2 protein-coding genes and 1 pseudogene are annotated in these 25,087 nt (G+C 54.8%); 1 reads left to right on the forward strand and 2 read right to left on the reverse strand.

From position 1 onward, the window contains the following. Positions 1-239: 239 nt before the first annotated feature. Both AC2215_RS06765 and AC2215_RS06770 read right to left on the reverse strand, forming a co-directional pair. On the reverse strand, positions 240-1,112 hold the full coding sequence (locus AC2215_RS06765; RefSeq protein ID WP_486809206.1) for a TIGR02452 family protein: 873 nt from the start codon (positions 1,110-1,112) through the stop codon (positions 240-242). A 735-nt stretch (positions 1,113-1,847) separates the two neighbouring features. Continuing rightward, positions 1,848-23,336, reverse strand: coding sequence for an isopeptide-forming domain-containing fimbrial protein (locus AC2215_RS06770; RefSeq protein WP_486809207.1), 21,489 nt, complete (start codon positions 23,334-23,336; stop codon positions 1,848-1,850). Between the two features lie 1,441 nt (positions 23,337-24,777). On the opposite strand from AC2215_RS06770, the pseudogene AC2215_RS06775 reads away from it, so the two are divergent. Next, a pseudogene (locus tag AC2215_RS06775) lies at positions 24,778-25,077 on the forward strand (zinc ribbon domain-containing protein); the annotation flags it as partial. Between the last annotated feature and the right edge of the window lie 10 nt (positions 25,078-25,087).

Consider the following 25,087-nt stretch of genomic DNA (forward strand, 5'->3'; position numbering starts at 1 on the left):
CCAACCTAGCAACTTTTTTTTTAGTCCTCAAGAGCAAAATATAATCTTTAAATGAAGGCTAAAAATGAAAATAAAAACTTTTATGAGAAAATATTTTTTGATTTTAAAATTCAAAATTCATATGGTAATGAAATTGTAAAAATTTGCAATCATAAATATTTTCAAATTTTCTGAATCAAGATATTGTAAATCAGATTGACATATTGAAAGACTGAGATATATGCTTTTCAGACGCAAATCTAATACTCCGAGTTGTTTCTCTCGTCCTTGAAGTGTGCTATAAATCTTCGATCGAACTCAGAAAATATTCTTCTCTTCTTCGTCGAATCGAGAACGGAAAATAGAACGCTTTTAAACCGACCCCAAAATTCCCCATCGGGTAACAAAGAATCGGCAAATGTTTGCGCAACCATCGCCGGCTCGTTGCGAAATACACCACAACCCCAAGCTCCTAAAACTAAAGCATCGCAGCCATGATGAGCGGCAAGTGCGAGGACTTTTCTACCGCGATCGCGCAAAACTTCGGGAATATCGCAAACGAACTTCGGCTGATTCCGGGCAATCGCTCCGGCATTGGGTGCGGGACTGGTGATGAAATCGACAAAATAGGGCTGTTCTAATAAGGTTCCATTATCTGTTTTAAATACCGGGCAATGGGGAGAATAGATGATGCGATGGGAATATAAAAGCGATCGATTTGCCCGATGAAATTCGTAGTGGTGGGGGCATTGCATGAGACTGAAATAGAGAGCAGAACTGCGAGCGAGGCTTTCTTCTTGGGCTTGTGCGCCGCCGAGGAAACCACCGCCGGGATTCTTCGCTGATGCAAAATTGAGCACGGCAATTTTTTTGAATTCTCCCGATTCTGCCATCCATTTTGCCCCGGTTAACGTGGTTTCATTTTTGACGTCAAAGTTTGTCACGGAAAACTGCGGAGGATGGTAGAGAATTTCGCGTTCGATCGCGGATAATTTATCGGGATTGTAGGGTTGAGTTTGCTGCAAACAAGTGCGGATTTCGGACGATACATCGATGTGAGTTCCGCTGGGTGTTTGATAGCAACCCGATTCGAGAATTTTGAGGGTGTCTTTAGCGATCGCAACTCGTCTCATTTCGATCTGTCCATGATGATTTTACTGCCAATGAATTTTAGGGTGAGGTGAGCCGTTTTTTCGCGCGAGTTCTGAATTTTAGATTTGTGCCCCAACTGCAAACCCGAAAGCTACTCGCTAACCGACAACGACTAGAAAAGTGCCCACCCTGTATCTGACTCGTAGAGCTGTTTAAAGAGCCTGGCGGGTCGTCGATTGCAGATTTACGATCCTCTCGAATCAACTGCCGTTGTCACCTCGATTTATTTGTAGTTGCTTCAACTCGATCTCCTGCCCGATCGAAAACGATCGCTCTCTAAATTGTATAAGTAACTCAGTCGAATGAAAATATACACTTCGACGAACGGTAATTGCTCGGATAGCTCGTCATAATATACGGAGTTTATTCAATATTTTGGGAGGGAAAAGCGCCATCGAGAAAACCAATCGTTGTAACAACCTATTACAAAGCCTTTTTCACCCACTAATTTCATTGACACCTCGGTTTTATCTTGGTTATAATTACGGAAGAAGCAATAGGGTCGTACCTAAGCAAAACTTACCAGTATACGTTCGAGTTTGAGTTGTATATTTTGTCACGAACTCTCCTAGATTTAAATTTAGCCTCGGTGCAAAGAAAAACCCCCGACTGGCAAGAAGTCGGAGGTCAGAATCTAAGGATTATTGAAGTTCGCTCGACAGAGCAATCGAGTCAAAGTCGAATTGAAAAAAGTCCAACTGAAAAAATATAGAGAATTAGAGAATCAAGAAATCATCAGCACCGATCGAGGAGGCATTCACTCCAGACAAGACAATCGTCAAATCGCCGGCAGTAATTTGAGTATGCTCGTCAATTTGGATAATTTCCAATTGGTCGGGAGTCAAACCTCCCTTGAGTCCGATGCGATCGGTACCATCTTGGAAGTCGGTAATCAGGTTGATGCCGTGATTCGCTGCGAAGTCGAAGCGATCGACTCCCGCACCACCGGTCAACACATCATTTCCTTGCTCGCCGCTGAGGACGTCACTTCCGGAACCGCCGGTTAAGGTGTCATCTCCCTGACCGCCGAGTAGCACGTCATCTCCTGCATCGCCGGACATCAGATCGTTGCCTTCGTTCCCGAAGACGACATCGTTTCCAGCACCACCGCAGAGTTTGTCATCCCCGTCGTTGGTACTCATGGGGTTGCCGTTGCTGCCAATGAGGGTATCGTTTCCAACACCACCGCAAACCGTGTCATTTCCGAGGTCGCCGAATAGGAGGTCGTCTCCCGCTTCACCCCAGATGACATCATCCTGACGACCGCCACTGACGGTATCGTTTCCGGTTCCAGCGACCAGGCTGTCATTGCCCAGGTTACCGTCAATCAGGTCGTTTCCATCGCCGCCGAAGATGACATCGCCATCGGTCTCGCTTTCGATATTGTTAGAAACTCCCGTACCGCCGGAGATGGTGTCATCTCCCAGGTCGCCGGAAAGGGTGTCGCGGCCGCGGTCGCCGTAAATGACATCGTTATCCTTGCCGCCGTAAACGAGGTCGTCGTCTTTGCCAGCGTAGACCGTATCTTCGCCTTCACCACCTTTAATCAGATCGTTTCCGGTATTGCCCGAGAGCCAATCGCGATCGCCATTGCTGCCGATGCCGCTGCTGCTGCCCAGGCTACCGAGGATGGTGTCATTGCCCTGTTCCCCTTCGAGGGTGTCGTTTCCATCCTCCCCAGAAATCAGGTCGTCATCCTTGCCACCGAAAGCGATATCATCGCCGTAGCCACCGGAAATCGAGTCATTGCCCTGGTTTCCGTAAAGCTCGTCGTTCCCCAGACCGCCGTAAATCAGGTCGCGTCCGGTGTCGGGATTCTCCGCATCGCCGGTGCCGCCGAAGATGCGATCGTTGCCCCGTTCGCCAGCCAGGGTGTCATCGCCGATTTCCCCTTCGATTTCGTCGTTGTCCTTGCCGCCAAGGATGACATCATTATCCTTACCGCCGTACAGGAAATCTTCTCCTTCGCTACCGAGGATGACATCGTTTCCTTGGTTGCCGTAGAGGGTGTCGCGATCCATGTCCGAACCGACGGGTTCCGCACTGGAGAGACCGCCCACGAGAACGTCGTCACCCGCTTCTCCATCGGCGCGATCGTTTCCAGCTAGGCCGCGAATCGAGTCGTTGCCATCGCTACCGATAATTCCGTCGTTGCCTGCAGTACCGATGAGGATGTTCTCAATGTCCGGTGTCGTTTCCAGGGTGAATTCGGGAATGGGTGCAACGGTTGCGCCTTCGAGAGTGGGGGCATCTGGGCAATCATGTTCGTCGGGTTCTTGTCCCTTAAACCGATTGGTGAAGCTGGTTGCAGTAATTGAAGTGGCTGCGACTCCTTCGAGGGTGACGAGTATTTCAGCACCGAAACTGACTACTGTCCCCGCCGGACCTTGGGTAATGGTGAGTTGCTCGAAGGTCAGACCGTCTGCCAGACCCAACAAGTCGATACCCACCTCGAAGTCTGCAATGACATCGCTGCCATCGCCGACGCGGAGGACAAAGACATCGCTGCCGCTGCCGCCAATCAGCAGATCGTCGCCCCGATCGCCTTCTAGGAGGTCGTTTCCGTTGCCGCCTTTGAGGGTGTCATCTCCCTGGCCGCCGAACATGCAGTCGTCGCCATCTTCACCCACGAGGGTGTCGTTACCCTCATTTCCGAACAGGCTGTCGTTTCCGGCACCACCGCAGAGGCGATCGTCGCCATCTCCAGTGCTGTTGGGGTTGCCGTTGCTACCGACGAGGAAATCGTCGCCATCGCCACCGCAGAGGGTGTCGTTGCCGAGGTCGCCGAATAGGATGTCATTTCCGGCTTCACCCCAAATGATGTCATCTCCCCGACCCCCGAAAGCAATGTCGTTGCCGCTGCCAGAGACAATGGTGTCATCGCCCAGGTTGCCATCCATCAGATCCCGACCGTCGCCACCGAAAATCACGTCGTTGGCCGTGTCTTCCTCGGGATTGGACGAGTTACCGGTGCCGCCGATGATGGTGTCGTCTCCCAGGTCGCCGGATAGGGTGTCGCTACCTTGGTCGCCGAAAATCAGATCGCCATCCTTGCCGCCGTAAACAAGGTCTTCGTGCTTGCCCGCATAAACGGTGTCTTCACCCTGGCCGCCTTTAATCAGGTCGCTGCCCTGGTTGCCGTAAAGCAGGTCTCGCTCGTCGTCGGCACTAGCAGAGGCGGAACTTCCCAGGCTGCCGAGGATGGTGTCATCGCCATACTCCCCGTGGATGGTGTCGTTTCCACCGTCCCCGAACATCAAATCGTTGTTCTGACCGCCTCGCGCTAGGTCATTGCCATGTCCAGCGGTAATCGTGTCGTCCCCTTCATTTCCGTAAATCGCGTCATTTCCGGCACCACCGTAAATTAGGTCGCGGCCGTCGAGGTCCGGATTGGTGCTGTCTCCGGTGCCGCCTCGGATGGTGTCATCGCCCAGGTCGCCCGATAGGGTGTCGCTGCCGAGTTCCCCGAGAATCAGATCGTCATCCTTACCGCCGTAAACCAGGTCGTCTTGCTGTCCGGCGTAGAGTGAGTCGTCGCCCTGACCGCCTTTGAGCAGGTCGCGACCCTGGTTGCCGTAGAGCAAGTCTCGCTCTTCATCGCCACCGATGGGGGCGTTGCTGCCGAGGCTGCCGAGGAGGGTGTCATTTCCGTAGTCGCCGTAAAGGGAGTCGTTTCCGCCATCCCCGTAAACGAGATCGTCATCCTGACCGCCGCGAGCGAAATCGTCGCCATCGCCACCGGAGACGGTATCGTTTTTCTCGTTGCCGTTGAGGCGATCGTTTCCGGCACCGCCGTAGATTAGGTCTCGGCCGGAGAGTTCGCCGTCGTTCAGGTCTTGAGAGTCACCGGAGATGGTGTCATCGCCGAGTTCGCCTAGGAGGGTGTCGTCACCGCGATCGCCCCAGACGCGATCGTTATCCTTACCAGCGAGAACCACATCGGCATTTTCTCCGCCGTAAACGGTGTCGTTGCCTTCGCTGGCGGCAATGAAGTCCCGTCCTTGGTTACCGGCGAGGAAATCCCGATCGCGGGTGTCGCCGACGGGAGTGGGGCTGGAGATGCCGCCGACGATGAGGTCGTCGCCGTCACTGCCTTCAAGGCGATCGTCTCCTTCAAACCCTTGTAGTTCGTCGTTGGCGTTCGTTCCTTCGATCGAGTCGTTGCCATCCCCACCGTTGAAAATCGTTTCCGGTACGGGGATGAACGGCGTACTGTCGAATGCTGGAGGCGGAGGAACCGGTGCGCCGGGAAGCGCTTCGGGAGGAGCGACGTAGACCCCTTCGAGTTCCGGTGCATCGGGACAGCAGTCCGGGCAGTCGGGATCGACAGGATGGGCTTGGGGTTCCGGTTCCGTCGTGGTTTCGAGTTCTTCGGGTTCGGCGGGTTCCTCCCGATCTCCATTCGCAACGGTGGGTTCGTCAGATTGCGGTGTCGGTGCTGGTTCCGGAGTGGGTCCGCCAATGACGAACGGTGGTGGGCTGACTGGAATGACAGTCGAGCTGAGAGTGACCGTTGCCGGTGTCCCATCTTTGCCACCTTCGTTGTCGATGGCCGAGTAGGTGAAGCTCGAACCGCTAAACCCTCGCGGCGCCTGGAATACGAGCTGTTCGAGTTGGGTGGGGGTCAAGATTTGACCGGGGGTTACCGTTACGCCCAGAGAGGGGTTGCCGATATAGAGAGTTCCCTGACTCGGGAGGGTATTAATTTGGTACAGGGCAACGGTACCGTCGGAGTCGCTGCCGCCGAGGTCGGGAAGGTTGACGGAACCCCCAGGAGGTACGCTGGCACTGGAGTTGTCGGTATCCGGCGGGATGTTATCGGAGAGGGCCGCGATCGTGACGGTTCCCGGTGTGGGGTCAACTGCCCCGTCGTTATCGATCGCCGAGTAGGTAAAACTCGTATCTCCGGTGAAGTCCGTGGGGGCTTCGTAGAAGAGGTTTTCGATTTGTTCTGGCGTTAGAACATCGTCTACCTCGACTTCCGTCAGACCGTTTTCCGGGTCGTCCACATAGAGGATTCCTACAGTCGGCAGACTTTGGATTTCGTAGCCATGTACCGTACCGCCATCAACATCGTCACCGCCGAGTCCGGTGAGTTGGATGGTTTCTTCCGGTAAGGCTGTGGCAGAGGTATCCTCCGTATCCGGGGGTAAGTTGCCGCCAGGGGTGGGTAGGAAGACCGTTGCCGGAGTGGGATCTTCTTCGCCATCCTCGTCGGTGGCAATGTAGTTGAAGTTGCTATCGCCGGAGTATCCCGTCGGTGCGTCAAAGTAGAGGTTGGTAATTTCAAAGGGGGTCAGGGTTTGACCGACGCTGACGGGAGTACCGCCCGATGCTGGGTTACCCAGATAGAGGGTTCCTTCCGTGGGCAGGGTTTGAATCGTGTAGAAGTCGATCGTACCATCGGGATCGTCGCCGCCGAGTCCGGTCAGTAGAGTTGTCGTCTCTTCTTCCACCTCGTTGATGGCATCGTCGGTTTCTGGCGGCAAGTTACCCAGTCCCAGCGTCACCGTTCCCGGAGTGGGGTCGGATGCCCCATCGTCGTCCGCCGCCGCGTAGGTGAAGCTGGTGCCGGTGTAAGTCTCGGATGCTGTGAAATGAAGCTGTTCGATTTGCTCGGGGGTGAGCACATCGCCCACCTCGACAGGGACACCCTCGACATCCGGATCGCCGATATAGAGGATGCCATCTTCCCCAGGGGGTAGGGAGGTAATGGTGTAGTAGGCGATCGTCCCGTCGGTGTCATCGCCGCCAAGTCCGGTGAGATTAATCGTCTCTTCCGGGGCGACGTTGTCGGTGACATCATCGGTATCCGGCGGTTCGTTGGGGGGAACCAGGTCGAAGGTGGCCGGAGTGGGATCGACAATGCCGTCGTTATCGATCGCCGAGTAGGTGAAGCTAGCCCCATCGAAGTCGTTGGTGGCATCGAACACCAGTTGGCCGATTTGAGCGGGGGTCAACACCTGACCGGGGAAGATTTCGTTACCGGGGGCGATGCTGCCCAGGTAAAGCACCCCATCCACCAGCGGGGGCAAGCTATCGATGCGGTAGCCTTCTACCGTGCCATCGAGATCGTCGCCACCGAGTCCGACGAGGGTTGCTGCCGTTCCGGGGGTGACTTCCTGCGCCCCATCTTCGGTTTCTGGCGGGACGTTCAGAGTGACGGTGGCGGGTGTGGGGTCTTCATCCCCCTCATTATCCATCGCCGTATAGGTGAAGGTGGTTCCAGTGAAGTCGGGGTCAGCGATGAAGTGCAGGTCGTCGATATCGGCCACATCGACGAAGAAACCATCATCGATATCCTCTTGGGTAATCACCACTCCCGTCGTCGTCGGATCGCCCAGATACAGCGTTCCTCCAGTGGGTAAAAAGGTAATTTGGTATTCGTCTACCGTACCGTCGGGGTCGTCGCCACCCAGGTTGGGGATATTCAGGGTGTCGCCGGGGGCAACGGTCTCCTCAACATCGTCAGTGGTGGGGGGAACGTTTCCGCCATCGGGGATGAGGTTTACCGTTGCCGGGGTGGGGTCGTCCGCCCCGGTATCGTCCGTTGCCGAGTAGGAGAAACTGGTTCCGGTAAAGGTGCCGCTTGCCTCGAAGAATAGGTCGCCCAAATCCGCTGCTGGAATCACCTGCTCCGCTGTTACCGGGGTGCCACCCGCAGCTGGGTTGCCCAGGTACAAGATGCCATCAGCGGCTGGGGGCAAGGTATCGATGGTATAGCTGACCACCGAACCCGTTGAATCTGGGTCGCTGCCTCCTAGGCTGGTGAGGTTGAGGGTGTCGTTGGGATTGACATTTCCGGTGAAGTTGTCGGTTTGGGGCGGTGCGTTCAGGGTGAAAGTCGCCGGAGTCGGGTCGGTCAAACCATCGTTATCGATCGCCGAGTAAGTGAATTCTCCGCCATCAAAGCCCGGTTCGGCGACAAAGACCAACTGTTCGAGTTGTGTCGGGGTCAGGGTTTGACCGGCCGACACGGTGTTGCCCAAAGTGGGGTCGCCAATGTAGAGGATGCCATCTGCGGGGTCGGGCAGAGTATCGATTTGGTAGCCCGTCACTGTGCCATCATCATCAGTTCCGCCAGGGACATCTAAGAGGTTCGGCGAACCCGGTTGTACCGTTTGGATGCCATCTTCGGTTTCCGGCGGGGTATTGGTCGGATTGAGGGTGACGGTGGCAGGAGAGGGGTCGGTTTCGTCGAGGTTATCGATCGCCGAGTAGGTGAACGTCGTACCGTCGAACTCGGGCGTGGCTTCGAAGAACAGGTTGTCGATTTGGTCGGCTGGGATAATATCGCCTTCGTTGACTGGAGTTCCGCCCGCAGCGGGGTCGCCCAGATACAGGATGCCATCCTCGGGTTCGGGCAGGGTATCGATGCGGTACTCTTCCACCGTGCCATCGGGGTCGTCGCCGCCCAGATCGGGAATATTCAGGGTATCGCCGGGGTTAACCGTTTCTTCGACGTTCTCCGTTTGCGGGGCGAGGTTCACTCCATCGGGAGTCAACATCACCGTGGCGGGGGTGGCATCGGGAATGCCGTTATCGTCCGTGGCCGAGTAGGTGAAGTTAGTGCCGGTGAAGCTGCCGCTGGCGGTGAAGAACAGGTCGTCGATTTGGTCGGCCGGGATAACATCGCCCGCGTTAACCGGGGTTCCGCCAGCAGTCGGGTCGCCTAAGTACAATACGCCATCGGCTGCCGGGGGTAGGGTATCGATGGTGTAACTCGCGACTGTGCCATCGGGGTCGTTGCCGATTAAGGCGGTCAGCGGCAAGGTCTCATTGGGGTTGACCCGATCGTCCACATCCTCGGTGGTGGGCGGTGCGTTCAGGGTGTAGGTTGCCGGGGTGGGGTCGGCATCGCCGTCGTTGTCCACCGCCGAGTAGGTAAAGGCTCCACCATCGAAACCGGGGGTTGCCTCGAAGACGAGGTTGCCGATTTGGGCGATGGGGATAATTTGCCCGGCCGTGACGGGAGTGCCGTTGAGGGATAGTACGCCATCTGCGGGGTCGGGCAGGGTATCGATTTGGTAGCCCGTCACCGTACCGTCGAAGTCGGAACCGGGGGGTACGGGGAGAGGTACGGTGGTTCCCGGTTCGATGGTTTGCAGGTTATCGACGGTTTCCGGGGGAATGTTGCCATCGATCGAGGTAATGGTGACCGTTGCCGGAGTGGCATCGGGCAAACCGAGGTCGTCAGTGGCGTGGTAAGTAAAAGTGGTACCCCCAGTAAAGGTGGGCGATGCGGTGAAGAACAGTTGCTCCAGTTCCATCGGGGTGAGGTTGTCTCCCACCTGCACCTCGTTGCCGGGGGTGGCGCTGCCGAGGTATAAGGTGCCATCGGCGGCGGGAGGCAGGCTGTCGATGGTGTAGAACTGTACCATCGTATCCGGGTCGCTGCCGCCGAGGTTCTCGATTTGGATCGTACCGTTGGGGGGAACCGTTCCGCTCGAGTCGATCGTCTCGGGAGGTGCGTTCAGGGTCACCGTCGCCGGGGTCAAATCTTGGGCATCTTCATCATCGATCGCCGCGTACTCGAAGGTTGCGCCGTCGAAGGTTCCCGTGGACTGGAAGAATAAGTCGTTAATTTGACCGGCCGGAACCGTATCGTTCGCCGACAGTGGCGTACCGCCCGCATCGGGATCGCCCAGGTAGAGCACGCCATCCGCCGGATCGGGGACGGAAACGATGCGGTATTCGTCCACCGTACCGTTGGGGTCGCTGCCGCCCAAGGGATCGATTAGACCCGTGAGGGGAACGTTGGAACTCAGGGGAACGTTGTTGATGACATCGTTGGTTTCCGGACGGGGGTTGGAATCGATGGTTACCGTTGCCGGGGTCAGATCCGTTGCCCCTTCGTTATCCACAGAGAAATACTCGAAGGTGGTTCCCGTGAATCCTGGCGGTGCGGTGAAGTGCAGGTCATCGATGTCGCCTGCGGGAATGCGATCGCCCACTTGAACGGGAGTCCCGCCGGAAGCCGGGTTGCCCAAGAACAGGGTTCCGTCGCCCGGTAGAGAGGTGATTTCATACTCAACCACCGTCCCGTCGGGGTCGCTGCCACCCATGCCTTCAATGCTGATGGTGCCTTGGGGCGGAACGCGATCGACCGCATCATCAGTTTCCGGACGGATATTCGGCGTCAGGGTGACGGTATTCGGGGTGAGATCGATGCCCCCTTCGTTATCGATCGCCGAGTAGGTAAATTCTCCGCCATCGAAGCCGGGAGTTGCCTCGAAGTAGAGATTGCCAATTTGGGCGGCGGGGATGATGTCATTAACGTTAATCGGGGTTCCACCTGTCGCCGGATCGCCCAGATAGAGGATGCCATCGGCGGGATCGGGCAGCGTATCGATGCGGTATTCATTCACCGTACCGTCAACATCGTCTACATGGGTATCGTTGCCGCCCATATTCAGGACGTTGATGGTCTCGCTGGGGGCGACGAACTCTTGGGCATCTACCGTTTCCGGAGGTTGGTTGACAGTAATCGAAGCCGGATCGTCGTCGAAGTAGTCGTTGAGTCCGCCATCACCGGTGCGTTCGGTGGAAGCGGCATTATGGGTACTGATGACTCCAGGGTTGCCGGGGACGCTACTGTAGGTAATCTGGGCTGTATCGGTAATATCGCCAGCCGTCACCGTCCCGTCCAGGGTGACATCGAATTCGATAACCGATTCGCCGCCATCGGGGAACTCGTCGAAGACCGCACTCACCGTACCGCCGGCTTCCGCCAGCGTTCCTGGATTCGGTGCAACTCCCGACACGTAAGTGAGGTTGCCCGCAAAGGTGACGCCAGCCGGGAGTGCGTTCGAGAGTGCCACATCATAGGCATCAGAACTGAAGGCATCCGCATCGTCGCTAGAGAGAGTTAACCGCACCCGCACCGTATCGCCGATGTTGCGGCGGACGTTTTCTTCGGGTGTAGTGGGGTCTTCGAGGACTTGCGTTTGAATCGTCAGTTGCGGTTCGACAACAGAAATCTCGTCGGAAGGGGCGAGGGGATCGTCGATGGTACTCGCCCCACCATTCCAGCTAAAGGAGGGATCGTTGTTGAGGGCTGAAGGGGTTTCCCCTTGGTTGGCGGCATCGTTCAACACCACCGCCGTATACTGAATGGTGATGCTCTGGTTGCCATCTTGGTCTCCGGCATTCAGCAAGTCACCCAAGTTGATATTAAAGCCCGTGCCATCGGTTCCCACCGTGGTATTGGTATTCAGGCTTGCCAAGTTGCTGACGGTGGTGGAGGTAATGCCATTCAACTCGATATTGGTAAACTCCACAAACGCCAGACCCGAGTCGAGGGCATCGTTAAGAACGGAAGTTGCCGTCGTTCCTTCGGGAATGGTGAGAGTGAGTTCGTAGGTGACCAGTTCGCCAACAGCCGCTTCGGTATTGCCGTTGCCACCGCCATTGTTTATTTCCGTCTGAACCAACCGAGTCTCCAACATCGGCCCGTTGATAATCAGGGCTTCTGGATTGGAGTTGATATCCGGTTCGGCAATATCCCGTTCCACCCCAGATGTTGGAGTTTCATCAATGGTATTACCTTCGACGATGGTGGCAATGTTATTGAGGGTTTCCCCAGGACTGACCCCATCGTTCAATTCCACAGTGAACACGAACTGCTGGGTTTCCCCAACGGCCACGTCCACGCCGGTATAGCTGATGCCATTGCCATTCACGTTCCCAGTTCCGTCAGGGGTGCTGGTGAAGTTCACCGTACTCAGGTCGAACTTAGCCGGGTCGAGGAGGTCTTGAATTTCCACCTCAAACGCCCCACCGGTTCCCGTGTTGCTTACATCGAGGGTGATGGTGACCGCATCCCCAGCATCTCCGTTGGGAATCACATCATCGTTGTTGGTGGCGGTTTTCCCGTTGAGTTCGAGGGTTTGGGTAATAGTCAACTCGGGTGCGACCACCGTCACCGTCGGTTCCGTGGGGGCTTCGATGGGAGTGGTAATCGGAGTTCCCGTAGCATCGTTATGGACTAACTGGGCATCCCCAGTTAATTCTGTGGTATCGACGTTACCCGGTTCGTCCAAGACCACCGCTTGATATTCGATGATGAAGGTGTTGTTGCCGGTGTCGTTGTCTCCCGTGGCTGTAGCTGTATCGATGCTGAAAGTAATCGGGTCGCCGCTGTTGGTGCCGCCAGTGGTGGTTAAAGGTGTAACCGAACCTTCAAATCCCGTATCGATGATAGTGGGAGTTCCCGTCAGTTGCATTCCTGCGGGCAGGTCGTCGGTGACGACGATACCTGCTGTGGAACCTTCGGGAATGGTGACGGCAATTTTATAGGTGACCACTTCGCCAATGGCAACGTCAGTTCCGGAGGTGTCGCCATCGGGTTCGCTGGTGTCGGTAATGGTTTTGGCGATGCTGACTTCCCCAGTTACCGTCGCCGGGGCATCGTCGCTGTGGGCGTAGTTATTGAGACCCGCACCTTCCCCATCTGCACCGGTGCGTTCGGTATCGCCGGTGGTGGTACGATCGGAGAGGTCAGTGGCATCGCCGTCGATACTCGTCCAGGTAATTTCAGCAGGGCTGTTGATTTCCTCACCCGACTGAACGCTGTCGGCAAGGGTACCGCTGACTTGCAGAACCAGGACTTCACCTTGGGCAATGTCAATATTGCTGCCGGATGTCAGTTGCAGGGTGTTCCCCACGCCAATCTCGAAGTCCGTAGTATTGACGGTAGCGGTATTGCCTCCACCGATGCTGAAGGGGCTACTGTCGGGGATAAATCCCCCAGGCAAGACATCGGTAAGGTTGACGTCGAAGGCATCAGCTTCGCTATTACCAATGTGTTGAATGGTGATGGTATAGACGACGGGGTCGCCGGCATCACCCTCGGTTCCCAAACCGTTAACTACCACATCTTTGATAACTTCCAACTGCGGTTCCACCACCGAGACTTCCTCCGCTGAGGTCGCCGAAATCGGATTGGGGTCGGGATTGTTCGTCCAATCGAGGGTGGCGGTGTTGTTGAGGGTTGGACCGCTTTCGTTATCGGTGCTTTGGTTGAGCGCATCGTTGAGGACGACGGCGGTGTACTCGATGACGATCGTCTCGGCAGACCCATCGGAACTGGCGGAGTTGACCACATTCCCCAAGTTCAGGGTAAAGTCGCTGCCATTAGTTCCCACACTCGCCGCAGTATTCGCCGCTGCATCGTCGGTGAAGTCGAATCCACCGGTGACGTCGCCTTGTGGGGTATCGATGCTGGTGATTTCAACAAACGCCAGCCCTGCATCGAGGGTTTCTTGCAACACCACCCCGGAAGTGGTTCCTTCGGGAACGGTGATGGTGGTCCGGAAGGTGACCAGTTCGCCGGGAACTGCATCGGTGTTGCTGTTATCCACGCCGTTATCGAGTTGGCTACCGATGAGTTCTGTCGTAATTTCCGGTGCGCCGGTAATGGTAAATTCGGCATTGTCGCTGGCGGTGTAGTCGTTGTCTCCACCTGCACCGGTGCGTTCTTCGTCTCCCGTAGTGGTGTGGGTGGAGCGATCGCTCACTTCCCCATCTAAACTCGTCCAGGTGACCGTAGCGGTGCTCTCGGCAGTATCGCCGGTCTCGACGGTATCGGGAATGGTTCCGCGAATTTCGAGGACGAGAACTTCACCTAGACCCAAATCGACGTTGCCCGGAACGACTTGGAGGTTATTGCTACCGTCGATGCTGAAGTCTCCAGCGGTGGCACCGGAAGTGTTGCCCCCACCCATGGTGATGGGACTGCCATCGGGAACGAATTCCGGCGGCAGCGCATCGCTCAGGTTGAGGTCGAACGCATCGGCGGTGCTGTCGCCGGTGTGTTCGATGGTGATGGTGTACACCACGGAGTCGCCGCCATCCCCTGCGGTTCCAGAACCATCCACTTCGACGGTTTTCTCGATTTGTAAATCCGGTTCGATGACCGTCACGTTCGCTGAAGGCGCAGCTTCCTCGATGGTTTGAACCGTACCGTTGTCCCAGCTAAAGGAGGGGTCGTTGTTGAGAGTGGGACTGGTTTCGCTGCCGTCGCCTTGGTTGGCGGGAACGTTCTGCACCACCGCCTGGTACTGAATCGTAATGGTTTGGTCTCCGGCGTTGTCTCCGGTGTTGACCAGGTTCCCCAGGTCGATGGCAATATCCGAACCGTCGTTGGTGACGTTGGTATTGGTGTTCAGAGAGGCAACGTCGGTAACTGTAGAGGACGTTGCCCCATCCAGGTCGATGCTGGTGAACCCGACAAATGCCAAACCCGGATCGAGGGTATCGCTGAGAACGGAAGTGGCTGTCGTTCCTTCAGGAATCGTCAGGGTCAGTTCGTAGGTGACCAGTTCGCCAATGGCAGCTTCGGTATTGTCGTTGTTGGCATTGTTAATTTCCGTCTCCACTAACCGAGTTGCCAGAGTGGGACCGTTGATAATCAGGGCTTCTGGATTGGAGTCGATATCCGGGTCGGCAATATCCCGTTCCACCCCAGAGGTTGGGGTTTCATCGATGGTGTTGCCTTCAACGATGGTGGCAATGTTATTGAGAGTTTCCCCAGGACTGACCCCATCGGCGAGTTCCACGGTGAACACGAACTGCTGGGTTTCCCCGGCTGCAATATCCACGCCGGTGTAACTGATACCGTCGGCATTCTCATTCTCTGTTACACCGGCTGGGGTGGTGACGAAGTTCACCGTACTCAGGTCGAACTTAGCCGGGTCGAGGAGGTCTTGAATTTCCACCTCAAACGCCCCACCGGTGCCATTGTTGGTGACATCGAGGGTGATGGTGACGGTATCTCCGGCATCTCCATTGGGAACCACATCATCATTATTGGTCGCCGTTTCTGCGTTGAGTTCGAGAGTTTGAACGATTTCGAGGACAGGTTCGACCACCGTCACCGTCGGTTCGCTGGGGGGTTCGATGGGAGTGGCAATCCTATTGCCCTCGGCATCTTTGTGAACGAGTTGGGCATCGCCAGTCAAGGTAGTGGTATCAACATTGCCGGGTTCGTCCAACACCACCGCTTGGTATTCGATGATGAAGGTGTTGTTGCCGGTGTCGTTATCTCCCGTAGCTGTTGTGGTGTCGATGCTGAAGGTAATTGGGTTGCCGCTGTTGGTTCCTCCCGTGGTATTCAAAGCTGAGACCGAACCTTCCAATCCCGTATCGATAATGGTGGGGGTTCCCGTCAGGGCCAGACCCGGTGGCAGGTCGTCGGTGATGACGATACCTTCTGTGGAACCTTCGGGAATGGTGACGGCGATTTGGTAGGTGACGACTTCTCCGATGGCAACGTTGGTTCCGGAGGTGTCGCCATCGGGTTCGCTGGTGTCGGTGATGGTTTTGGCGATGCTGACTTCCCCAGTGACCGTTGCGGGGGCATCGTCGCTGTGGGCGTAATTGTTGAGATCCGCACCTTCCCCATCTGCACCGGTACGTTCTTCGTCTCCATTCCGGGTAGAAGTCGAGAGGTCGGTGGCATCGCCGTCGATACTCGTCCAGGTAATTTGGGCAGGACTGTTGATTTCCTCCCCCGACTGAACGCTGTCGGCGAGAGTACCGCTGACGGTGAGGGTAATCAGCGTGTTTTCGGGAATGTCGATGTTGCTGCCGTAACCGACTTGCAAGGTTCCGCCAGAAATCTCGAAATCACTGTCTTGAATGGTGTTACCGGTGGTGTTGTTGGTGACGCTGATGGCATCGGCATCGGGAACGAACCCGGCAGGTAGAACATCGGTGAGGTTGACGTCAAACGCATCGGCTTCGCTGTTGCCGGTGTGTTGGATGGTGATGGTGTAGACGACGATATCCCCCGCATCACCTTGGTTATCTGTATCCGAGGTATCACCTGGGGTCTGTACCACCACATCTTTGATAACTTCCAACTGCGGTTCCACCACCGAGACTTCCGTGGCAGACGTATCTGAAATTGGTGTACCGGGAGTGGGATTGTTCGTCCAGTCGAGGGTGGCGGTGTTGTTGAGGGTGGGACCGCTTTCGTTAGCGGTACTTTGATTCGTCCCATCGTTGAGAACAACTGCCGTGTACTCGATGACGATCGTCTCGGGGGAACCATCAGAACTGGCTGAGTTGACCACATTCCCCAAGTTCAGGGTGAAGTCGCTGCCGTTGGTTCCCACAGCCGCTGCTGTATTGGCTGCGGCTTCGTCGGTGAAGTCGAATCCACCGGTCACATCCCCTTGTGGAGTGAAAATGCGGGTGATTTCTACAAACGCCAGCCCCGGATCGAGGAGTTCTTGCAACACCACGCCGGAGGTGGTTCCTTCGGGAACGGTTATGGTGGTGCGGAAGGTGACCAGTTCGCCGGGAACCGCATCGGTGTTGCCGTTATCTACACCGTTATCGAGTTGGCTACTCAGCAACTCCGTGGTAATTTCCGGTGTGCCGGTAATGGTAAATTCGGCGTTGTCGCTGGCGGTGTAGTCGTTGTCGCCGGTTCCGTCTCCGGTGCGTTCTTCATCTCCCGTGGTGGTGTGGGTGGAGCGATCGCTCACTTCCCCATCTAAACTCGTCCAAGTGACCGTAGCGGTGCTCTCGGCAGTATCGCCGGTCTCGACGGTATCGGGAATCGTCCCGCTGATTTCGAGGACGAGCTTCTGACCCAGTGCGAGGTCGATATTGCCGGGGACGACTTGGAGGTTATTGCTCCCGTCGATGCTGAAGTCTCCAGCGGTGGCACCGGAAGTGTTACCCGCACCCATGGTAATGGGACTGCCATCAGGAACGAACTCGGCAGGCAACGCATCGGTCAGGTTGAGATCGAACGCATCGGCGGTGCTGTCCCCGGTGTGTTCGATGGCGATCGTATACACCACCGAGTCGCCGCCATCCCCTTCCGTTCCGGAGCTATCGACAACCACATCTTTAACGATTTGCAAATCCGGTTCGATGACGGTGATGTTATCCGAAGACGCATCTTCCTGAATAGTTTGAACCGCACCGTTATCCCAGCTAAAGGAGGGGTCGTTGTTGAGAGAGGGACTGGTTTCGTTGCCATCCCCTTGGTTCGCGGGGACGTTCTGTACCACCGCCTGGTATTGAATGGTGATGGTCTGAGTTCCGGCGTTGTCTCCGGTGTTGAGCAAGTTCCCAAGGTCGATGGCAATATCCGAACCGTCGTTAGTGATGTCGGTATTGGCGGTCAGAGACGCAACGTCGGTCACGGTGGTGGAAGTTGCTCCATCCAAATCGATACTGGTGAATCCGACAAATGCCAGACCCGGATCGAGAGTATCGCGGAGAACGGAAGCCGCTGTGGTTCCTTCGGGAATCGTCAGAGTCAGTTCGTAAGTAACCAGTTCGCCGATCGCCGCTTCGGTATTATCGTTGTTGGCATCATTAATTTCTGTCTCCACCAACCGAGTCGCCAGAGTCGGACTCTCGATGGTCAGAGACTGGTCGTTGGCTTCAATGTCCGGGTCGGCAATATCTCGTTCGATACCCGATGTCGGCGTATCTTCGATAGTCGTTGCTTCGGTAATGTTCGCTTCGCTGGTGAGAGTTTCTCCGGGTTCGACAGCATCGAGGAGAGGTACGGTGAACTCAAAAACCAATGGCGTACCGGTATTGACGGGAATATCGCCACCGGAAAATGTCACTTCGCCAGCGGTTCCAGTGCTGTTGTTGAAGCTAAACCCAGACGGGGTTTCTGTTGCAACTGCTGAATCCACATCGAACTTGGTGGAATCGAGTAAATCGTTGAGGGCAACCTCAAACGCGGTGGCATCTCCGGTATTTTCCACCTCTAACCGAATCGTAACAGTATCTCCCGCATCGCCAGACCCTGCTTGGGTTCCGTTAATCGTTAGGGTTTGGGTGATGTTCAAATCCGGAACCACCACATCCACTTCCGGTTCCCCGGTGACGGCTTGGTTGGTTACCGTAGACCCGTCGTTGGGATTGATGAATTGGAAGGTTGCCGGATCGCCGAGGGGAGCAGTATTGTTATCGTTACTTTCGACGTCCAGCACCACTGCTTGGTACTCAATGGTAAAGGTATTGCCCGCCGTTCCCGCAGTGGAGTCGGCAACGATTTGCCCCAGGGAAAAGGTGACATCTTCCCCGTTGCTGCTGCCACCACCGGGGGTGAGGGAACCGACAGTGCCGCTAAAGCCGGTTGTATCCAGAGTTGGCGTACCGACCAGTTGCAAGCCATCAGGGATTTGGTCGGTGATAACCAAACCATCGGTGGTTCCTTCGGGGACAGTGACGGTGAGTTGGTAGGTGACGATTTCTCCGATCGCCACATCTTCGTTCCCTGCAACATCAACCCCTGTTCCCGTGGCTGTCTCGCTGGTGGCGGTAATCGCTTTGGTAATGGTGGGGGTATCGAGGGGATCGGTGGAGACGCTGGCCGTATCGGCAAAATCATCTAACGCCCCTCCAGAACCTTCTGCACCGTCTCGTTCTGTGGCTGCCGATGTCGGATCGGAACCCGTTGCGTTACTCGCCGTACCATCCCCCGGCAAACTGGTGTAGGTGACATCAGCATCGTTGGTAATTACCTGACCGGGGCCGACATCCTCGGTGAGTTCCACCACCACATCGAAGGTGAGGGTTTGACCGACGGCCAGGGAGTCGATACCCAAGGTAATATCGGTATCTCCGGCAGTGTTCGTATCGGTAATCGCCGAACTCCCCGTACCTCCGACTGGGGTAATACTCACCAATTCCGTGAAGGTGTCGCTAACGGTATTCCCCAACGCATCCGTCAGCACCAAATCGAAGGCCTCGGCATCTCCGTTATTGGTGACGGTGAGGCGATAGGTGAATTGGTCTCCCGCATCGCTGGGTTGGTCTCCCTCGATCGCCGCACTCAGATCGACGACGGGTTCGACAACGCTGACGGTGACGGGATCGGAGGTCGAAATTGCTGTGGTGAAGGTGGAATCGTTGGCGAAGACGGAGAAAGTATTGTCGAGATCCGTCGCATCGGCCGTCCCGCCGCTGGTGTCGCTGTTATCGAGGGCTTGAACCCCGGCTTCGTTGACCACAAGGGCGTTAAATTCGAGAACGACAAACTCCGATCCGCTATTCTCTCCCGTGTTGGTGATATCCCCCAACTGGAAGATGACATCGGTGCCGGAGTTGTAGGTATCCTCGTTGGTGGTGTGGCTAGTGGAGATGCGATCGCCCGGCATATCGAACGTCGGCGTCACAGAAGTGGGATCGGATGCGCCCACGATCGCCCCCGTCAGACCGCTTTCAACGGTTAAGTTGGTGCCACTGACATCGAGGATGGCGATTTTGGTGGTGTTGTCGTTGATAAACTGCAACCCATCGGGCAGATTATCCCGCAGGTGGAAGTCGGTATCGGTTCCTTCGGAGAGTTGCACCACCAGGCGATAGCGGACGATTTCCCCAACGGCGACGTCATTTCCGGTCGTATGGTCTTCTGAGGTGGAAACGATCGACTTAATCGGTTCGGGTGCGAAAACCTCGATCGAGGTGGTACTGTCATCGGCGTAACTCGTCCGTTCTCCAGCCACATCCCCATCGAGACTCGTCCAGGTCACAAATGCTTGGGAATCGCTCGTTCCCCCAGAAGACACGGTATTTGCCAGGGTTCCGGTCACGGTTACCGTCACTGACTCCCCAACGGGGATATCGAAGGGATTCGTCGATTGCAGGAGTCCTGCAGCCGTAATCTCGAAATCCCCCGCATCGACACCGGCAATTCCCGTGGTCACGCTATCGATCGTCGCACTACCTAGATTGAGGGCATCGGGTAGCTGATTGCTTAAAGCCGCTTCAAAGGCATCGGAGCCGCCGGTGTGGGTGATGGTAACGGTGTAAGTGACATCGTCTCCAGCGTCACCTCGGTTATCGGTATCCGCCGGATTGCCGGGGGTTTGCACCACCACGGCGTTGGTAATTTCCAGGACGGGTTCGACGATCGTTACGTTCTGTGCCTCGTCGATAATGGGCGTTACCGGAGAACGATCCCAAATAATTTCTGCGGAGTTGTTGCGTTCGCGACCTGCACGGTTCCTGGTGATATCGGCGATCCGGACTGTATATTCCAGGGTAATGACTTCTGGAGTGGTATTGGTGGTATCCAGATTGGTCAGCGTCCCCAGGTCGATCGTCACCTGCTGACCGGCACGATTACTAAAATTACCCGAAGTCGAGGTGGAGAAGTTTGCCGTGTCAATGGCGTTGGTTCCCAAAGATGTCGTGACGCCACTGCCGGAGGTCAACGAGACGCTATCCAAGCTGATAAACTCGAGTCCTCGATCGAGGGTATCCACGATTTGGGCATTGTTCATCACCCCTTCGGGAACCGTCAGTTGAATCTGATAGGTAAGGGTTTCCCCGATGGTGGCTTCGTCGGCGAGGTTATTGTTGGTTCCGGTGACCTCGGTGCCGACAAGGGTTTTAGCGATCGCCGGCGTATCGATGGTAACGGTGGCCGGATCGACCCAATCATCGTTGGTAATATTGCTATTATCGTTGGGGTTTGTGGTGAAGTCGTGTCCGCCTTCGACTGCCGAATATTCCAGGACCTGCGCTTCGCTGGTTAACGGCTGGTTGGCCTCAACCGTACTCAGCACTTCCAAGTCGTAGGTAATAATTAGCAGGTTGCTGCCATCGCTGGTAACGGTGCTGCCATTCCGTCCTTTGTCAATAACGCCATCACCGTCATCGGGAATTTCAATACCGCCACTAAACAAATCCCCCGTTACACCAGAAATTGCCGTACCATCGCCGTTGAAAACTTGGAGGTTCAGTCCCGCACCCCCTGGGGGAATTTGGAATCCTGGCGGCAATGCATCTTCGATTTTCAGGTCGAACGCACCGGAACCGCCGGTATTTTCTACCACGATCGCAAATGTAACTAAATCCCCCGCATCTACGCCGGAGAGATTGCTATCGATGTTGGCCGAAGCGAGGTTGTTGCTGTTAATCCCACCAGTGTAAGAGGTGCCACTACCGGGTACGTTAAACGCTGTCGGTTCGCTGGGGTCAAAAGTACCATCATTGGGATTGTTCTCAGATACCACCCCTTTGGTCAGCTTCAGTTCCGGCTGGGTGAGTTCGATTTGAATGATTTCCGTGGCATCGGTAACCTTCACCTCTTCCGTATTACCGGTTTGAGATTGGGCTTGGTTGGTGAGGTACAACCCATCGGCAAATGGGGCATCCGTCGCCGTCACCGTTAACAGAAGGTCGATGGTGGCCGGTTGAGAGTTGGCATCGTCGAACGTCCCGAAATTAATGGCTAGGGTGTTCGCCGAATCCCCAGTACTATCAACCGTTGGCGCACTCAGAGAAGAATTGAGAGCGCTCAAATCGAGGGTGTGGTTGGGACCGAAAGAAATCGTCCCGGCAGCGGGAGGTGCGCCGGAGTAGGCGGCAACACCACCATCGGGAATTTCCAGGGCATCAAACACCGGCAACGGCAAGAAGTCGGTGATAATTAAGTTCTCCGCATCCGCAGCCGGTAGTTCCATCGTCAGCCGATAGGTAACGGTTTGACCGGGGGTTAATGTCGGATTCGCCGGTACGTTCGTGTCGCCGTCGATGGCATAGATTGTTTTTGATTTGGTGGGACTGGCAATGACGACTTGTGCGTTGCTACCATCGGCTTCATCTTGCAACGTAGCACCATCATCATCGACAATCGTGCCGCTGATGGTGACATCGTTTCTGAGGACGTCATCCAAGTCAACACTTTCGTCGCCGGGTAAACCGTTATGGCGATCGCTAAAATTCTCTTGGATGATGGTGCGATACACCAGCCGACCAGTGGTTCCCCCTTCTCCTAGAGTCCCGTTGCCAAATCCCGACTCATCTCCGACCAGAATGCCATCTGCATCGAGAACTCCGTCGCTATCGTTGGCTAAGAGTTCGGCGGAAACGTTGAAGTTGAGGGTTGTATCGCCAGTGGAGTTCCCATTTCCGGTATCTAGGGTTCCCGTCAGGTTTTCTGCGGAGAAGTTACCACTTGCAGAAGAATCGGCATTAACTAACCCAGAAAAATTCTCGAACTGGGTCGTCCCCACGACACCGTCGTTCCCGGAAATGGTTAGCGTCGGAGCAAAGCTGCTATCAAACCGCTGTCCGTCGGAGAAGATATCTTCGATCTTGATATCTTTAAACGAGAAGTAATCGGAAATCTGGAAGTCGAGGGTGTATTCGAGGACTTTACCCGGAACGGCATCGCCACCACCGACGATATTGACTCCTTTCTGAATGGCGATCGATTTTAGAGTCAGTTCGTAGTCTGCCGGGTCGTCTTCATCACCCACTGCATCCGTCGTTGCATCGCTGACAGGGGTGCCTCTGTAGTTTCCCGTCACCTGGGATTCGTTGAGTGCCGGTTCGTCGTCTCCGCTGTTGGCATCGATAACCTCGGCACTATTGGCATCGAATTCCGGTGCGTAGGCGCGATAGGTAATCACGATATCCTCTGCGGAAGTCGTCCCCGTTCTCGAACCGAGATCGATGGTAAAGCTATTGCCGTTCGCTGGCGCGCCGGTTGTCGGTGCTTGAGTCACCGTTCCCCCCGCCACATCGACGAACTCCAGGAACTCCATATTGTTGGGGAGGACATCGGAGATGGTCAGATTTTCCACCGTCTCCAAGTTGGCGATGTCTACCGTTAACGTATAAAGAACCGGGAAGTTTTCACCGGTCGATCTCTCTTTCTCCGGTGCATCGGACGTTTTGGTGAGTTCGATAACCTTGGGGGTAATTTCGCTGGTACGGGTGCTACCTTCCTGAATGGCATCGTCGGGAGTATCGAACTCATCATCCCCGTAACGGAATCCCCCCCGCGATTGAATTTCTAATGGGGTTCCAACTCTTGCGCCCTCATCATAGCTCAGGGTATTACCGGAGAAGGTAATCTCCGCTTCAGGCTGTTCGGGAACGAAGCTGCCGAAGGGGAGTTCGACTACATACCACTTATCTCCATCATTGGCTGCTGTGGGTAATGCCAAGTTGGTATCGTAGGGATGCGCGGTAACTGGGTTGCCATCCCGTACCCACTGCGTTCCATTCCACTCTGATTCGACTAAGGTAATCGGCGCACCCAGATAGTTGGCGCTGCCGAGGGTAATTTCATCCGGAACTACCAGATCGAAAAACGGTCCGTAACCAACATCCGTGGTGCTCGTATTGTCGAAAACAACTGAAAAGTCGAAATTCTCGTTGATAAACTCTTCAGCAGGCAGGTTGATGGTTGTCGTCGGAGTGGGCATTGTCAATTACCTAAAAAAATCAAGAATTAGTTGCAGTGGAACGAACGCACTCAATGCTGGGAAAGTCACCACGGTACTTTCTGCATCAAATTGGGTGCAGGATGTCGCAAAACTTGGTTACAAGTCCGCCAGAAAAAGTCGAGGGATAAAAATTCAGCCAGCGTTGAATGCCAACTGTTCGTACTTCTGAATGCCGGCTTGCAGCACAAACAGTTTGGGCAATTTCACATTCAAATCTTCTGGCAATGCAGCACTTGACGACATCGATGTCGATCGGTCATTGAGGAATCGATTTGTATCGCTAAGTGAATCGCGATTCAGACAAATTCTGAGGTGCGCGCGTATTCCCTCAAAAATGTCATCGATGAAATCCAAACGCAAAAGTTTTCTGTCAAAGCTCGATGCGATGACTCGTGCAGCGCCGCAGAAATAACAAGCTCGTTCTCAACCGATCGAAGCTATGGATAGCAGGCATTTTTAATTCTGCGAAAAGTGAGCGGTGTCGGTCCCCGTCCCGTTCAACTTTTCACATTTTTCATTCTGCGATCGCCGCGCTGCACTAGTGCGGCAGAAATAACTACCCAGCTCTCAACGGGTAAAAGCTATATACAGCAAGCATTTTTAATTTTGCGAAAAGTGAGCGGTGTCAGTTTCTGTCCCGTTCAACTTTTCAAGACGCATTTTTCATTCTGCGATCGCCGCACTAGTACGACCCAAGTGACTCCGGAGCCCATCTACGCCAGGACATTGGAGCTAGACATCACTCAAAATTTATGCGATCGAGTACTCAGTTAGATATCAGCACCCGATCGCCTCTAAATTTGCGATCGAGTACAGTTACACTCTCAATATCTAACCGAAAAAGCCTGTGACAAATTGCGGAAAATTAGTTTAGAGTAATCGTTTCACAAACGATATCGATAAAAGGAAGAAATGCTTTCGCTTTCTCAACACTCTGAGGAGGGAGTTTCCCGAGAGCGAGGTCATGGGATTCGAAAGAAAAACGGTCATGGTTAATTACCCTAATTGATGAAGAAGCGAGTATCCCGTTGAATCCAAAAATCTATAGTAGAGACGAGTCTGTCTCTTGGATAAATTTGAGTTAATTTACGAGTTCTGAGCTTCTATAAGAAGTAGATTACTGGCTCTTACACTCTCAATTTCAAGTGTGGATGACGAATGTTTGCGATCGTGTATATGTTGATGTTGTCGGCGAGCGAATACAAGACCGAATGCTGTCTATTACTAGGACTGAAGATGTTTTTTCGATCGCGCAAACATATTTTATGACCCTCTAACCGAACGCCAATTCGTATACCCGTATTTTCACTTAAATACGATGCTATTTTTCTAGAAAATAAATTTTTCCGAATGACTTCAAAAATTTATAACTCTTCAAAACAATGAGATTCAGGCTCCAATATTATTTGTTTGAAGTCATGAATACTTTGCTTTAGTTTTTGGGAAAGTGACCGTAGCCGTCCCACCCGCGTACACCAGTCAGGATTGCTCTGAATGCGGCAAGCGGGTCAAGAAGTCACTTTCGACTCGAGCCCATGTTTGCGGGTGCGGTTGTGTTCTCGTTCGCGTAGCGTCTCCTACGGAGAATCGAGATGAGAACGCAGCTCGAAACATCCTCGTCAAGGGATTACGTACCGTAGGGCATACGGGATCTAAAGCTTGGGGAGACTTAGACCTCTATTCGGTATCAGAGATGATATTGAGCAAGTCCGGGTCATAGAACCAAGAAT

The sequence above is a fragment of the Zarconia sp. genome (assembly GCF_057467645.1).

What these genes read in the sequence shown, in the direction of transcription:
- AC2215_RS06765 (WP_486809206.1), bottom strand. Translation starts at nt 1,112, where the DNA reads ATGAGACGAGTTGCGATCGCTAAAGACACCCTCAAAATTCTCGAATCG.
- AC2215_RS06770 (WP_486809207.1), bottom strand. Translation starts at nt 23,336, where the DNA reads ATGCCCACTCCGACGACAACCATCAACCTGCCTGCTGAAGAGTTTATC.